This window comes from Stenotrophomonas sp. NRRL B-14846 (assembly GCF_050473585.1).
Lineage (GTDB): Bacteria > Pseudomonadota > Gammaproteobacteria > Xanthomonadales > Xanthomonadaceae > Stenotrophomonas.
The window spans coordinates 382,577-395,506 of record NZ_JBFLUN010000022.1; the positions used below are offsets into that span (position 1 = coordinate 382,577).

Below are 12,930 nucleotides of genomic sequence, written 5' to 3' on the forward strand. Positions count from 1 at the left end.
GGTCAGGCCTCGAAGAATGGAGAGGGGGTCGTGCCGGCCGCTGGCCGGCATTCCCGGGGATCGGTCGACGCAACCAGAACGCCTGCCGTGCAGAGTTCGCGCAGCACGGGAATGCAGGCCGCACGCAATGCGTCCGTTGCCACGTCATGTGTTTCGGACAGCGCCTGCAGTGCCTCATCCACAGGCGCGCCGTCGTCACCGAAGACCGAAAGCAGCGCGTAGGCCAGCGGTGACAGTTCCTCGGTCTGCAGGCTGAAATCGGCGAGGCGCTGTATCACCAGCAGCGTGGGAGCTGCATCCAGCATCGGCTCCAGCACCTCGTCCACATGTACCGGCCACTGGTAGCCAAGCACCCGCACCAGCGGCGAGACCGCCAGCACATCACTGTCCACCGGAACGCGGTGCAGCGAACGCCCGGCGGCGCGCGCTTCAATGTGCAGCGACTGCAGCGTGCTCTCGTAGTGCGCCAGTTCTGCTGCCCAGCCCGGCAGTACCAGCGCGTCCTGCACCGCCAGCCAGGTCGCGAACTCGCCGGCGATCCGTGGGAACAATGGGGTCTGGCAGGCGTGGCGGGCGTAGTAGTGCTCCACGGTGTCGCGCCAGCGCGGCGTGCCCAACTGGTGTTGCAGGCCTGGCAGGGTGCCAGCCAGCAGGGTGTCCAGGCTGTCGATGCACAGGCGGCGGTACACCGCCAGCCGGCGCGCCTCGACGCCATCGGGCGCGGCCATTGATGGGTCGCGCACATGGTCGGCCCAACGCCGTTGCAGGGTGGCCAGCGACTCAGCCATGGGCCACCTCGGGCCAACGTGCCTCGACCTGTGCCTGGCGGATCTGCGCGACCTCGGCCAGCAACTCGGACAGTGGCGGGAAGTTGAAGTCGCGTTCGAGCAGGGTCGGACGCACGCCCACCCGCGCATAGGCCTCGCGCAACAGCGCCCAGACCACGCCTTTCACCGGCGCACCGTGGGTGTCGATCTTGAAGCCATCGTCTTCATCGAAGTGGCCCGCCACATGCAGCGAGGCGACCCGCTGGGCCGGCACGCGGGCCAGGAATTCGAAGGCGTCGTAGCCGTTGTTGCAGGCATTGACGAAGACGTTGTTGACGTCCAGCAGCAGGTCGCAGTCCGCTTCGGCGAGCACGGCATTGATGAAGTCGATCTCGCTTATTTCGGCACCGGCAACGGCGTAGTAGGAAATGTTCTCCACGGCGATGCGTCGGCCCAGCATGTCCTGCACCTGGGCGATGCGGCTGGCGACGTGATGCACGGCCTCGGCGGTGAACGGCAGCGGCAGCAGGTCGTAGACGTGGCCACCGGCGGCGCAGTAGCTCAGGTGTTCGCTGTACAGCTGCACCTGGTGCAGGTCGAGGAAGGCTCGGGTCTGTGCCAGCAGGATGCGGTCCAGCGGATCGGGACCGCCCAGCGACAGCGACAGGCCGTGGCAGGTCAAGGGGTGGCGCTCGCTGAGTTGGCGCAGCGCTGCGCCGTGTGCACCGCCGACGCCGATCCAGTTGTCGGGGGAGACTTCGAGGAAGTCGATGGCACCGGTCGGCATTGCCAGCAGTTCGTCGATCAGGCCACGGCGCAGGCCAAGACCGGCGGCATTGGAGGGCAGAGGCAGGGACATGGCGGATGCTCCAGGGAGAGGGCGCCGCCCTGGAGGCGGCGCCGGTTGAACGTCGATCAATCGGCAACGCGGGAGAACAGGCCCTTCGGCATCGGCTTGCCGTTGGCGGTGTAGACGCTGCGCAGGTAGTCGTGCGCTTCCTGCTCGCTGATGTAACCATCGTGGTCGGTGTCGATGCGGTCGAACTCGGCGGCACGCTTGGCGGCCACAGCGTTGAACTCGGCGCGCGAGACCTTGCCGTCGTGGTCACGGTCGGTGCGGGCAAACGAGGCGTCGCCGCACTTGCCTTCGCCACACTGGCCCTCGGCCACCTTGGCCTTGCCAGCGGGCTTGCCGGTGGTGGCCTTGTTGGCCCCGCACTTGCCTTCACCGCACTTGCCTTCGGCGGCGGCGCTCATGGCCACCGCGCTGATCGCCAGCGGTTGGATCGCGGCGGCCTGGCCGGCCAGCAGCAGGCCACCGGCCAGGGCGATGCCGATGGCACCGATGCGCGGCAGGCGGGAGGAGGGGGTGGTCTTGGTCGAGACGGACATGGTGGTGACTCCTTGGGAAAGCACGCGGGGCGTGCGGGATGGACGCCGCTTGAAGGCGACGGAAACGAAGGGAAGAAGCGCGGTGAAGGGGCGAAGCGGCTCAGGCGGCGCGGCGGCGACGCAGCAGATAGCCCAGCAGCAGCACGCCACCGAGCAGGGCGCCACCGAAGCCGATGCCGGGCAGCAGCGAGGCAACCGGCAGCAGCAGGGCGATCAGGCTGACGCCCCAACCCAAGCCGTCATTGCCAACGGGGGCGTGCTGCGAGCCGGCCAGCAGACGGTCCACGCTGAGTGCGCCACCGCCGTTGAGGATCAGTGGCAGCAGCATGGCCAGGAACAGCAGCGGCAGCTTGAAGTTGCCGTAGCCCTGGTCGGTGATCGCATAGCCCTGCCAGAGTTCGCCCAGGCCGTTCCATTGGTCGGGCCAGTGCACGGCGGCGATGGCGACCACGGTCAGCACCCAGAACACATAAGCCACCGAGCGCGTGGCCAGGCCGAGCAGCAGCATCACTGCACCCACCAGTTCCAGCCAGGTGGCCAGCTGCCAGTTCAGTGATGCGGGCAGGGCGGAGAACGGGAACGGGAAGCGACCTTCCAGGTCGGCGAACCAGTTCTGGCCGCCCAGCTTCTCGCGGCCGGATTCAAAGAACTCCCAGGCCAGCAGGGTGCGCAGCGCCAATGGCGAGAGCCAGCGGCCGACGGCGTCCAGGCGGGGGGTATACACGGAAGAGGCGGTGCTGATCATGGTGGTGTCCTGCGGGCCAGTGGTCGATGGAGGCCATTTCAGGCGGCGCAGGTATCGGCAACGTGTGCCGTTGCCCGGGGTTTTGTCAGCGACTGTGGCCGAGGCCGGGGTTTCGTACAGTCAGATACAAAGACGATGTGTCGAGGCACATCGGGGCGTTGCGCGCCCGCGTGCGGGCAGCGATATCCACCCGGTAGCGCCCGGCCGGGCCCGGCGGCCGAATGTATCCCACTGTAGAAACCCGCCTGCGCCCTACAGTCCGGTACAACTCTGGGCCGCGGAGAAACAGCGGTGATACACCGGCAGGCGGAAATGGCCACTCCCAACACCGGAGTGCCACCCATGATCCGTACCTCGTTGCTTGCCGCTGCTCTCGCCCTTGCCGGCGCCGCGGCCCCCGCCTTCGCCAGCCAGGCCGATACCGCTGCACCGCCCACCGTCATCCTGGTGCACGGCGCGTTCGCCGATGGCTCCAGCTGGAGCAAGGTCATCAGTACCCTGCATGACTGGAAGCTGCCGGCGGTGGCCGTACAGAATCCGCTCACCTCGTTGGCCGACGATGTCGCCGCCACCCGTCGCGCGATTGCCGCCGCGCCCGGCAAGGTGGTGCTGGTCGGCCACAGCTGGGGTGGCACGGTCATCACCGAAGCGGGTAATGACCCGAAGGTGCAGGCGCTGGTGTACGTGGCGGCCTTCGCACCGGATGCAGGGCAGTCTTCGGCGCAACAGGGCGAAGGTTTCCCGGTCGGTCCGGGCCTGGCCCGACTGCAGGAAAGGGATGGCTACCTGACGTTGCCGGCTGATGCCATCGCCCAGGACTTCGCGCCGGACGTGATGAAAAAATCGGCCGCACTGCTGTACAGCACCCAGGTCCCGCTGAAGGCCAGCGCGCTGGGCGAGGTGGTGAACGTTGCGGCGTGGCGCAGCAAGCCGAGCTGGTACGTGCTCAGCCGTGACGATCGCATGCTGTCGCCGCAGCTGCAGGCCGCCACCGCAAAGCGCATTGGCGCGCAGCTGCAATCGATCGGCAGCAGCCATGTGTCGCTGCTTTCGCATCCTGCGCAGGTGGCCGACAGCATCCTGGAAGCGGCAGGCGTGAAGCCCGCCGAACTGCCGCTGGCCGAGCAGGGGGGCTGAGCGATGGCCACCCTGCGAGGGTATGCACTGCCGCTGTTGCTGGGCCTGCTGGGTGGAGCTGCGCTGTTGCTGGCATGGCCCGGCGCGGATGCTGGCGCGCAGCCGCTCGACGCAGCACCGGTGGCGGGGTTCGACGGTGGTGGGCCATGGCACAACAGCCCACCGCTCACACTGAAGCAGTTGCGGGGGCAGGTGGTGCTGGTCGAGTTCTGGACCTACACCTGCAGCAACTGCCTCAACGTGGCGCCGTATGTCCACCAGTGGCACGCACGGTACGCGTCGCAGGGCCTGAAGGTGATCGGCGTGCATACGCCGGAGTTCGCCTATGAAGGGCTGCCCGGCAACGTGCGCAGGGCCATCGCACGGTTGGATATCACCTGGCCGGTGGTGCAGGACAACCAGTACCGGATCTGGAACGCCTGGGGCAACCGTTTCTGGCCCGCGCTGTACCTGCTCGACCGGCAGGGGCGGGTGGTCTACCGCCATTACGGCGAGGGCGACTACGCACGTACCGAAAGCGAGATCCAGCGCCTGCTGGCCACCCCCTGAGCCGCGCTACCATGGCCGCGCCGCGCGGCGCTGTCCCCCTGCCTTCATCGAGAACGCAATGAACCCTGTACCGCACATCCTTGTCGTCGACGATGACAGTGAGATCCGCCAGATGCTGGCCGACTACCTGCAACGCAACGGCCTGCGCGCGAGCCAGGCCGACGGTGGTCGGGCCATGCGCGCACTGATGGATACCCACGCGGTGGACCTGGTGGTGCTGGACGTGATGATGCCGGGCGAAGACGGCCTGAGCCTGTGCCGCAACCTGCGTGCCGGCAAGCATCGTGCGGTGCCGGTGGTGCTGCTGACCGCACGCGACGACGAAACCGACCGCATCATCGGCCTGGAAATGGGCGCCGACGACTACGTGACCAAGCCCTTTTCCTCGCGCGAACTGCTGGCACGCATCAACGCGGTGATCCGTCGCACCCGGATGCTGCCGCCGAACCTGCAGGTGAGCGAAGCCGGTCGCCAACTGGCCTTCGGTGCCTGGCGGCTGGATACCACCGCACGCCATCTGCTGGATGCACAGGACACCGCGTATCCGCTCAGTGGTGCCGAGTTCCGCCTGTTGCGCGTGTTCCTCGATCACGCCAATCGGGTGCTCAGCCGTGACCAGCTGCTCAGCCTCACCCAGGGCCGCGATGCCGAACTGTTCGACCGCTCGATCGATCTGCTGGTCAGCCGCGTGCGGCAGCGCCTGGGTGACGACGCACGCGAGCCGACCTACATCAAGACCGTGCGCAGCGAAGGCTATGTGTTCAGCGTGCCGGTGCAGTTGCTGGGGCCGGACGAATGAACACCACCGCACGCCGTCCACGCTGGCCGCGCACGCTGTCGGCGCGCCTGCTGCTGGTGCTGCTGGGTGGATTGGCGCTGGCCCACGCACTGTCTTTCGGTCTGCTGTTCTTCGAACGCTACCAGTCCACCCGCAGCATGATGCTGCGCAACCTCGATGAAGACGTGGCCGTGAGTGTCGCGTTGCTGGAGCACCTGCCCGCGGACCAGCGCGATGCCTGGGTGCCGCGGCTGGAGCGGCGCACCTACCGTTACCTGCTGCGCCCGGCTGCGGCTGGGCCGGGACTGCAGACCGATCGTGCACGCCAGGTCACGGCGATCATCGACGACAGCCTGCAGCATCGCTATCCGTTGCAGGCGCGCCAGGTGGCTCGCCTGCCGGAGCGGTTCGAGGTGGAACTGCACCTGCATGACGGCACACCGTTGACCATTGAAGTCACTCCGTCGGGCCTGCCGCTGGCACGTTGGCTGCCCGCCGTGCTGCTGGTGCAGCTGGCGCTGCTGCTGGTGTGCGCGTGGTTGGCGGTGCGCCTGGCCATGCGCCCGCTGCAGCAGCTGTCGCATGCGGTGGAACAGCTGCAGCCGGGCAAGGACGGGCCGGCACTGCCTGAAGATGGCCCTGCGGAAGTAGGCGGCGCGGCGGCCGCACTCAATGCACTGCAGGCACGCATTCGTGGCCATGTCAGTGAGCGCCTGCAGATCCTGGCCGCGATCTCGCACGACCTGCAGACCCCCATCACGCGCATGAAGCTTCGGGTGGAGACCCTGCCTGAAGACAGCACCCAGCAGCGACTGCTGGCCGACCTCGACCACCTTGGGCAACTGGTGCGTGAAGGCGTGGCCTATGCGCGCAGCAGCCACGTCGCCAGTGGCGCGCCAGTGGCGATGGACCTGGGCGCGTTCCTGGCCAGCGTGGTCGGCGACTACGAGGACATGGGCAAGCCGGTCAGTGGCGGTGCGCCCGCTGGACTGATCGTGCAGACCTGGCCGCAGCCGCTGCGACGGGTGGTCGGCAATCTGGTCGACAACGCGTTGCGCTACGCTGGTGCCGCAGAGATCGAGGCGGGCCGCGATGAGGCCGGAAGGGTGTGGATCGGAATTTCCGACCGCGGCCCCGGCATTCCCGAGGGCCAGCTGCAGGCGGTGCTGGCGCCGTTCCATCGGCTGGAAAGCTCGCGCAACCGCGATACCGGCGGCACCGGCCTGGGCCTGGCCATCGCGGTGCAGCTGGCGCAGTCGCTGGGCGGCTCACTGCGGCTGCACAACCGCGAGGGCGGCGGCTTGCGGGCGGAGCTGCAGCTGCCGGGGTAATTGGCGGGGTCGGATCCCTTTGCGGGAGCAAAGGGCTCTGACCCCGATGTGGGATTTGCGACGTTCCTGCATGGCACCGGGATCGGCGATCATCTGCAGCGAGTGTTGAAACCAGGGAGCACCACGCAATGCAGGGAACGCATCATTCAATCCGGCGCCCACGCCACGCTGCACTGCTGATCGCCGCGCTGCTGCTGGCGGCCTGCCAGCGCACGCCTGAGCTTCCGGCCGAGGCACCCACTGCAGACACGCCGGTTGTCGCGCCAACGGCCGCCACCGATCTTTCCCCGCTGCTGGATGCCTTGCCGACCTGCGCGCTGGATGGCTGGTACATCGATCAGCAGACCGGGCATCCGGCCCACCCCTGGTTGGCTGCGAACGCGCCAAAGCCCTGCAAGGAGGACGAGGAGAACGAGATCGCCACGTTCTGCGTGCAGGGGCTGTGGAAGGGGCTGCCGGTGGAGGAGGTGATCCTGCCGACGATGACGTTCGTCTCGTTCCGTGGGGCCAGGATTGCTTTGCCGTTGGAGAAGGCGCGTTCAATCGCCCGCCAGCACCTGGGGCAGGACTTCCCGGGGGGCGCGGCTTACGAAGCGGGCCGTGAGCCGAAGCTGCTGGCCGATCCGGAGGATGCGCAGCGTTCGTGGCTGCTGTGCAGCACGCCGGAACCGGGAGACGACGTGGGCAGCCAGGCAGGCCCCAGCTACTCGGGCATGAACCTGCCCTACGACCACGACGGTTGCAGCTACCGCTACAGCCCGGTCGACTTCTGCGATGCGCAGCACCGCGCAGCCATCGAAGATGCCCTCCTGCATCAGAGACCCAATTTCAACCAGCACTATCTGCTGGTGCAGGTCGATGATCGACCCGAGTACTTCCAGCGCACACTGGTGCTGGTCGATACCCGCACGGGCAGGGCGACGCCACTGCCGTTCGATGCCTTCACCGGGCCGGCAGGGAAAGGCGGAGATGCTACCGGCTACGGGACACTGGAAACGGGCGTGGACCAGCCGCAGTTCTGCCTGGATGGCGCGTTGCTGGTCTACCGCGTGTTCGAGGAGGGGCACTTCTGCTTCGGCTTTGACGGCGAGCGTTTCACCGGCCATGAAACCCAGTACATGCAGGCGACGGACAGCCGATGACCGGTATTTCACCCCGGCCATGACATCCTGCTTCGAACCTGCGCAACCGGGATCGAGGCTGTTGAAGGCGAATACGCAATGACCGCAGCGCGGCAGCGCTCGATGTGGGTGGCGGGCCTGTCCACGGTGGTGGAATGGTACGACTTCACCCTGTACCTGTACTTCGCCACGGTGTTGTCGCGGGTGTTCTTCGGCGGCGGCAAAGAGGCGATGCTGGTCACCCTGGCCGGCTTCGCGGTGTCCTACCTGATGCGCCCGCTGGGCGCGCTGTGCTTCGGCCACCTGGGCGACCGCTTGGGCCGGCGCTGGATGCTGCTGGCGTCGATGGCCTTGATGGCGGCGGCGATGCTGGCCACTGCGCTGCTGCCGACTGCGGCCACCGCAGGTACCACGGCGGGCGTGCTGCTGCTGGTACTGCGCTGCGTGATGGCATTTTCGGTGGGCGGCGAGTACACCGGGGTGGTGGCGTACCTGCTGGAAAGCGCGCCGGTGCGGCGACGCGGCCTGGTGACCTCGCTGGCATCGGCGGCCAGTGAAGTGGGGGCGCTGCTGGCGGTGGCGATCTCGGCGCTTACGGTTGCTCTGCTGCCCACCGCGCAGCTGGACAGTTGGGGCTGGCGTGTTCCGTTCTTCGTCGGTGCGGCACTGGCACTGGTGATCCTGGTCGCGCGCTCGGGCATGCACGAGTCGCCGGAGTTCGAGCGGCAGCGACGCGAGGGCAGCATTCCGGCTACGCCGCTTCGCCATGTACTGCGCAACCATCCGCTGGCGGTGGCACGCACCTTCGCGATCTCGGCGCTGGGTTCGATCACTTATTACGTTGGCATCACCTATGTACCGGCATTCCTGCATGCGCAGGGTCATGACGAGGGTGACGCACTGTGGCTGTCGACGATTGCGGCGGTGGCGGTCATCGCGATCACGCCGCTGTGTGGTGCCTTGTCCGACCGCGTCGGGCGGCGGCCGATGCTGCTGGGCCTGACGGTGCTGGCAGCGCTGTTGCCGCTGTCCCTGTTCGCCTGGATGGCACAGGCGCCGCCGCTGGGCATCGCGCTGGCCGCGGTACTGCTGGCCTGCGTGGCCGGTGGGGTAAGTGCCGTTGCTGCGCCGGCCACGGCCGAACAATTCCCGGGCGAGGGCCGGGTCAGCGGGCTGGCACTGGGGGTGACCATGGCCACCGCCTTCTTCGGCGGGGCAACGCCATGGCTGGCGCAATGGTGGGTGGAGCGCAGCGGCTGGGCAGCGGCGCCCGGCGCGATGATCGCGCTGGTGGCGGTGCTGGTGCTGCCGGTGCTGTGGACCCTGCCCGAGACGGTCCCGGGCAGGGCCAAGCGCTAGACGGTCAGACCTTCAGGGTCTGCTCGATGTCGGCCAGTACCGCGGCCGCGTCCACGCCGATGGCAATCGACTGCACCACGTGGCCGTCCCACACGCTGGGGCCGAATGCCAGGCCTTCCGGCTTGGGAATGGTCATGCCGCGGGCGACGCCGTCGGTGGCCACGCGCACGCTGGCGCGCTCGAACTGGAACAGTTCCGGGCGGGTCAGCGCGATGCACGCGCAGCAGTCATGCACGACCATGCCCTTGTGGCCGGCCTGCAGGTAGAAGTCGACGTAGTCCTGCGACAGCGCACGCACCAGCTCGGCATCGGCACCGCCGATCGCAGCCAGCGTGTCCAGGCCGTCACGGTCCATTTCCACGCGGGTGGTCACGTCCAGGCCGATCGCGGTGACCGGCCAGCTGGCGGTGAACACCACGTCGGCCGCTTCTGCATCGCCCCAGATGTTGGCCTCGGCGGCCGGGGTGATGTTGCCGTTGACGTGGAAGGCGCCACCCATGATCACCACGCCGCGCACCAGGCCGGCGATGTCCGGGGCCTGCTGCAGGGCCAGGGCCAGGTTGGTCATGCGGCCGACCGCGACCAGGGTCACTTCGCCCGGATGGGCGCGGACCAGGTCGATGATCAGCTGATGGGCCGGGCGCACATCGGCAGCCACGTCCAGGCTGGCCGGCACCGGGTGGTTGCCCAGCCCGTTGTGGCCGTGGATGTGCACCGGCCAGGCTTCCGGGGTGGCTTCCGGCTGCAGCGGGCCTTCGGCGCCGCGCGCGACCGGGGCGGCAAAGCCCCAGGCCTGCTTCAGGTACAGCGCGTTGTGCGTGGTCGACTCCACCGAGGCATTGCCGAAGGTGGTGGTGACGCCGATCAGGTCGATCTGGGCGTGCTTGTGCAGGTACAGCAGCGCCAGGGCGTCGTCGACGCCCGGGTCGGTATCAAAAATGACTTTCAGCATGTTGTTGTTCTTCTTCTTCCGTGTGGTGCGGGGGGCGCCGGCGGCCACGGGGCAGGCCGGCGCGCCCTACATTGTCCCATCTTCATGACAGGCAGGGCCATTGCCGGGGCGGCGGGCCATAATGCCCCCGTCCAGGCACGGAGCCTCCCTATGCTGATCCTCGCGGTAGTGCTGGTCCTGCTGGTGCTGGGCCTGAACGTGGTGGCCACCGTGCTGATCGCGCAGCGCGACGGCCTGTCGGCCGGGGGCCGGGTGGTGCAGCTGCTGCTGGTCTGGCTGCTGCCGCTGGTCGGCGCGATCCTGTGCATGGCGGTGGCCACGGCCGATGGCTCGGGCAGCCGGGGGGAGGGCGGCGCAAGCTACGACAGCTCAGGTGGCTATTCCGGTGACAACCACAGCCATCACAGCCACAGCAGCGCCGACTGCAGCAGTGATGGTGGTGGCGGTGACGGCGGCAGTTGCGGCGATTGATGAGACGCTTCTGGATGCCGGCCAGCGGCCGGCACTACCCAGCCGAGGTCGCGCCCTGGTAGTGCCGGCCGCTGGCCGGCAACCTCAACAGCTCAGCCGCCGCCTTCGGTCGGCAACGGCGCCGGCACGTTCAGCAGGCCGCCTGCCGCCACATAGGCGGCCAGCGCCTGGCCCTGGCTCAGCAGATGGCGCTCCATGGTGCGTTCGGCAGCCTGCGCGTCGCGGCGGCGGAAGCACTCCATCAGCTCGCGGTGTTCGGCCAGCGACTGCGCGGTGCGGCCCGGCGTCAACAGCTGGCGGCCACGATGCATCTTCAGGATGCGGTGCAGGTCGTGGGTGATGCGGATCAGCCACGGGTTGCCCGCGTAGTGCTGCACGGTTTCGTGGATCAGGTAGTTGTTGCGGTAGTACTCGGCGATGTTGCCTTCGGCCGCCGCCGCTTCCATCGCTGCATGCAGGTCTTCCAGCTGCTGCACGCCAGCGTCGTCGATGTGCTTCACCGCCTCATGCGCGCAACGGCCTTCCAGCATCGCCATCACCGGGAACAGCTGGTTGAGGTCTTCCAGCGTCAACCGGGTGACCCGGCTGCCACGACCGGCATCGATCTGCACCAGGCCTTCGGCGGCCAGCAGCTTCAGCGCCTCGCGCAGCGGTGTGCGGCTGATGCCCAGTTCTTCGCACAGCGCGGGCTCGTCGATCCACTCACCCGGCGGCAGCCGGTAATCGTAGATGCGCTCGCGCACGTGTTCGGCCACCTCTTCATACAGGGGCGCGCGCTTCTTCGGTGACCGCGGGGCAGGGGCAATGGCCATGGTGGAAGTGTACCGCCAGGTAGTGCCGCCCGCTGGCCGGCAACCCATGATCGCTGGATGGCGTCATGAGATTGCCGGCCAGCGGCCGGCACTACCGTCGGGTGGTTACATCCAGCCTGGCACCACGAACACCAGCCAGGCCAGCAGCGGTCCGAGCGCCACCACCAGGCCGCTGTAGACCAGGAAGCGGCGGAACAGGGTCTCGCGCTCTTCCTTCGCTGCCGAGGCCACCACCAGTGCGCCATTGGTCGAGAACGGGCTGACATCGACGATGGTGGATGACACCGCCAGCGCGCAGATCACGCCGGCGGCGCTGAGGTGGCCCTGCATCAGGAACGGCACCGCCAGTGGAATCGTCGCGCCCAGCACCGCTGCCGATGAGGCGAATGCGGAAACGATGCCGCCGACGTAGCAGACCAGCAGCGCTCCGAGCAGCGGGATGCCGATGTCGGAGACACCGTTGCCGATGAAGTCCACCGCGCCGGCATGTTCCAGCACGCCGATGTAGGTCACCACGCCGCAGATCAGCAGCACGGTGGACCAGCTGATGCCATCGACCGCACCCTTCTGGCTCTGCGGGGACAACAACGCCAGTGCTACCGCCACGGTGATCGAGACCAGGCCAACGTTGAGGTTGTAGATCAACGCCGCCACGCCCAGGCCCAGCAGGCCGATCAGGGTGAACAACCGCTCGCGGGTCAGGCTCACCGCATCCAGGGCCGCCGGATCATTGCTGAGCGTGCCGCCGCCTGCTGCGACCAGCGCGCCATGGCCTTCGATCGCGAATTGCCGCGACGACGCCTGCGGGCCACCGGCCATCGCCAGTTCGGCAGTGCCGAGCGTTCCTGCTGCGGTGATCGAGCCGCGACGCAGCAAGGCGATGCCACCAAAGGCGAAGAAGCAGATCGTCGCCATCATGAAGTTGAAGCCCAGGCTGGTCAGGAACACCGCCATCTCGGTGACTTCCAGCCCGGCCTTCTGCACCACGCCGTTGGTGATGCTGCCGTACACGCTGATCGGCGAGAAGCCACCCGCCTGCGCGCCATGGATGACCAGCAGTCCCATCATCAGCGGGTTGATGTTGTACTGCTTGGCAAAGCGCAGGGCGACCGGGCCGATGATCGCAACCGCCGCCGGGCCCAGCGCACCGAACGCGGTGAGGACCGCGGTGATCACGAACATCACCCACGGAATGGCCACGATATGGCCGCGCACCGCTTTCACCGCCCAGTGCACCAGCAGGTCGATGGTACCGTTCTTCTGCGCGATGGCGAACAGATAGGTGATGCCGACCAGGGTCAGGAACAGATCGCCGGGAAAGCCGGCCAGGACCTCCTTGCCCCCCATGTCGACCCACAGCCCGCCGATGATGAAGGCCAGCGCGAAGGCGACGGCTCCCATGTTGATCGGCATGGCGGTGGCGACGATGAACATGATCACCAGACCGATGATCGTTGCGATTTGTGGACTCATGCGCCCTCCCAGACACGTGACTCACGTACAGCGCGGATGGAGA

Annotated in this window: 14 protein-coding genes; 7 read left to right on the top strand and 7 right to left on the bottom strand. The window is 67.8% G+C overall.

Going from position 1 to position 12,930, the window contains the following annotated elements:
* Positions 1-2 precede the first annotated feature (2 nt).
* From AB1281_RS03935 to AB1281_RS03950, 4 genes are all read right to left on the bottom strand, one after another.
* Positions 3-788 carry an HvfC family RiPP maturation protein gene (locus tag AB1281_RS03935; RefSeq protein ID WP_430344876.1) on the bottom strand — a complete coding sequence of 262 codons (786 nt, stop codon included), beginning with the start codon at positions 786-788 and terminating at the stop codon, positions 3-5.
* Entirely contained in the window at positions 781-1,626 is an 846-nt protein-coding gene (locus AB1281_RS03940; protein ID WP_430345113.1) for an HvfB family MNIO-type RiPP peptide maturase, read from the bottom strand. The genes AB1281_RS03935 and AB1281_RS03940 overlap by 8 nt, the downstream gene beginning before the upstream one ends.
* 56 nt (positions 1,627-1,682) lie before the next feature.
* Complete coding sequence (locus AB1281_RS03945; RefSeq protein WP_430345114.1) at positions 1,683-2,159, bottom strand: HvfA family oxazolone/thioamide-modified RiPP metallophore; 477 nt, start codon at positions 2,157-2,159, stop codon at positions 1,683-1,685.
* Between the two features lie 100 nt (positions 2,160-2,259).
* Complete coding sequence (locus AB1281_RS03950; RefSeq protein WP_430344873.1) at positions 2,260-2,904, bottom strand: HvfX family Cu-binding RiPP maturation protein; 645 nt, start codon at positions 2,902-2,904, stop codon at positions 2,260-2,262.
* Between the two features lie 342 nt (positions 2,905-3,246).
* Here AB1281_RS03950 and AB1281_RS03955 point away from each other — a divergent pair, with 342 nt between their 5' ends.
* From AB1281_RS03955 to AB1281_RS03980, 6 genes are all read left to right on the top strand, one after another.
* Complete coding sequence (locus AB1281_RS03955) at positions 3,247-4,041, top strand: alpha/beta fold hydrolase (RefSeq protein WP_430345115.1); 795 nt, start codon at positions 3,247-3,249, stop codon at positions 4,039-4,041.
* A 3-nt stretch (positions 4,042-4,044) separates the two neighbouring features.
* Positions 4,045-4,590, top strand: coding sequence for a redoxin family protein (locus tag AB1281_RS03960; RefSeq protein ID WP_430345116.1), 546 nt, complete (start codon positions 4,045-4,047; stop codon positions 4,588-4,590).
* A gap of 58 nt (positions 4,591-4,648) precedes the next feature.
* Positions 4,649-5,389 (top strand): response regulator, encoded by a 741-nt coding sequence (locus AB1281_RS03965; protein ID WP_430345117.1) that lies wholly within the window; start codon positions 4,649-4,651, stop codon positions 5,387-5,389.
* Positions 5,386-6,699, top strand: a complete 1,314-nt coding sequence (locus AB1281_RS03970; protein WP_430345118.1) for a sensor histidine kinase — start codon at positions 5,386-5,388, stop codon at positions 6,697-6,699. The genes AB1281_RS03965 and AB1281_RS03970 overlap by 4 nt, the downstream gene beginning before the upstream one ends.
* A 128-nt stretch (positions 6,700-6,827) precedes the next feature.
* Positions 6,828-7,841, top strand: a complete 1,014-nt coding sequence (locus AB1281_RS03975) for a hypothetical protein (protein WP_430345119.1) — start codon at positions 6,828-6,830, stop codon at positions 7,839-7,841.
* A 78-nt stretch (positions 7,842-7,919) separates the two neighbouring features.
* A complete protein-coding gene (locus AB1281_RS03980) occupies positions 7,920-9,179 on the top strand; it encodes an MFS transporter (protein WP_430345120.1) in 1,260 nt (419 codons plus the stop codon).
* 4 nt (positions 9,180-9,183) lie between these two features.
* Here AB1281_RS03980 and AB1281_RS03985 read toward each other — a convergent pair whose 3' ends face one another.
* Positions 9,184-10,131, bottom strand: a complete 948-nt coding sequence (locus AB1281_RS03985; protein ID WP_430345121.1) for a nucleoside hydrolase — start codon at positions 10,129-10,131, stop codon at positions 9,184-9,186.
* Positions 10,132-10,281: 150 nt separating this feature from the next.
* On the opposite strand from AB1281_RS03985, the gene AB1281_RS03990 reads away from it, so the two are divergent.
* Positions 10,282-10,602: a hypothetical protein gene (locus AB1281_RS03990; protein ID WP_430345122.1), complete on the top strand. Its 321-nt coding sequence runs from the start codon at positions 10,282-10,284 to the stop codon at positions 10,600-10,602.
* 92 nt (positions 10,603-10,694) lie between these two features.
* On the opposite strand, the gene AB1281_RS03995 is transcribed toward AB1281_RS03990, so the two are convergent.
* Both AB1281_RS03995 and AB1281_RS04000 read right to left on the bottom strand, forming a co-directional pair.
* A complete protein-coding gene (locus tag AB1281_RS03995; protein WP_012510388.1) occupies positions 10,695-11,414 on the bottom strand; it encodes a GntR family transcriptional regulator in 720 nt (239 codons plus the stop codon).
* Positions 11,415-11,519: 105 nt separating this feature from the next.
* The gene (locus tag AB1281_RS04000) at positions 11,520-12,887 is read right to left on the bottom strand and encodes an SLC13 family permease (protein WP_135966079.1); all 1,368 of its coding nucleotides are present in this window, start codon (positions 12,885-12,887) and stop codon (positions 11,520-11,522) included.
* Positions 12,888-12,930 lie beyond the last annotated feature (43 nt).

What these genes read in the sequence shown, in the direction of transcription:
- AB1281_RS03970 (WP_430345118.1), top strand. Translation starts at nt 5,386, where the DNA reads ATGAACACCACCGCACGCCGTCCACGCTGGCCGCGCACGCTGTCGGCG.
- AB1281_RS03980 (WP_430345120.1), top strand. Translation starts at nt 7,920, where the DNA reads ATGACCGCAGCGCGGCAGCGCTCGATGTGGGTGGCGGGCCTGTCCACG.
- AB1281_RS03950 (WP_430344873.1), bottom strand. Translation starts at nt 2,904, where the DNA reads ATGATCAGCACCGCCTCTTCCGTGTATACCCCCCGCCTGGACGCCGTC.
- AB1281_RS03965 (WP_430345117.1), top strand. Translation starts at nt 4,649, where the DNA reads ATGAACCCTGTACCGCACATCCTTGTCGTCGACGATGACAGTGAGATC.
- AB1281_RS03990 (WP_430345122.1), top strand. Translation starts at nt 10,282, where the DNA reads ATGCTGATCCTCGCGGTAGTGCTGGTCCTGCTGGTGCTGGGCCTGAAC.
- AB1281_RS04000 (WP_135966079.1), bottom strand. Translation starts at nt 12,887, where the DNA reads ATGAGTCCACAAATCGCAACGATCATCGGTCTGGTGATCATGTTCATC.
- AB1281_RS03975 (WP_430345119.1), top strand. Translation starts at nt 6,828, where the DNA reads ATGCAGGGAACGCATCATTCAATCCGGCGCCCACGCCACGCTGCACTG.
- AB1281_RS03940 (WP_430345113.1), bottom strand. Translation starts at nt 1,626, where the DNA reads ATGTCCCTGCCTCTGCCCTCCAATGCCGCCGGTCTTGGCCTGCGCCGT.
- AB1281_RS03995 (WP_012510388.1), bottom strand. Translation starts at nt 11,414, where the DNA reads ATGGCCATTGCCCCTGCCCCGCGGTCACCGAAGAAGCGCGCGCCCCTG.
- AB1281_RS03945 (WP_430345114.1), bottom strand. Translation starts at nt 2,159, where the DNA reads ATGTCCGTCTCGACCAAGACCACCCCCTCCTCCCGCCTGCCGCGCATC.
- AB1281_RS03960 (WP_430345116.1), top strand. Translation starts at nt 4,045, where the DNA reads ATGGCCACCCTGCGAGGGTATGCACTGCCGCTGTTGCTGGGCCTGCTG.
- AB1281_RS03955 (WP_430345115.1), top strand. Translation starts at nt 3,247, where the DNA reads ATGATCCGTACCTCGTTGCTTGCCGCTGCTCTCGCCCTTGCCGGCGCC.
- AB1281_RS03985 (WP_430345121.1), bottom strand. Translation starts at nt 10,131, where the DNA reads ATGCTGAAAGTCATTTTTGATACCGACCCGGGCGTCGACGACGCCCTG.
- AB1281_RS03935 (WP_430344876.1), bottom strand. Translation starts at nt 788, where the DNA reads ATGGCTGAGTCGCTGGCCACCCTGCAACGGCGTTGGGCCGACCATGTG.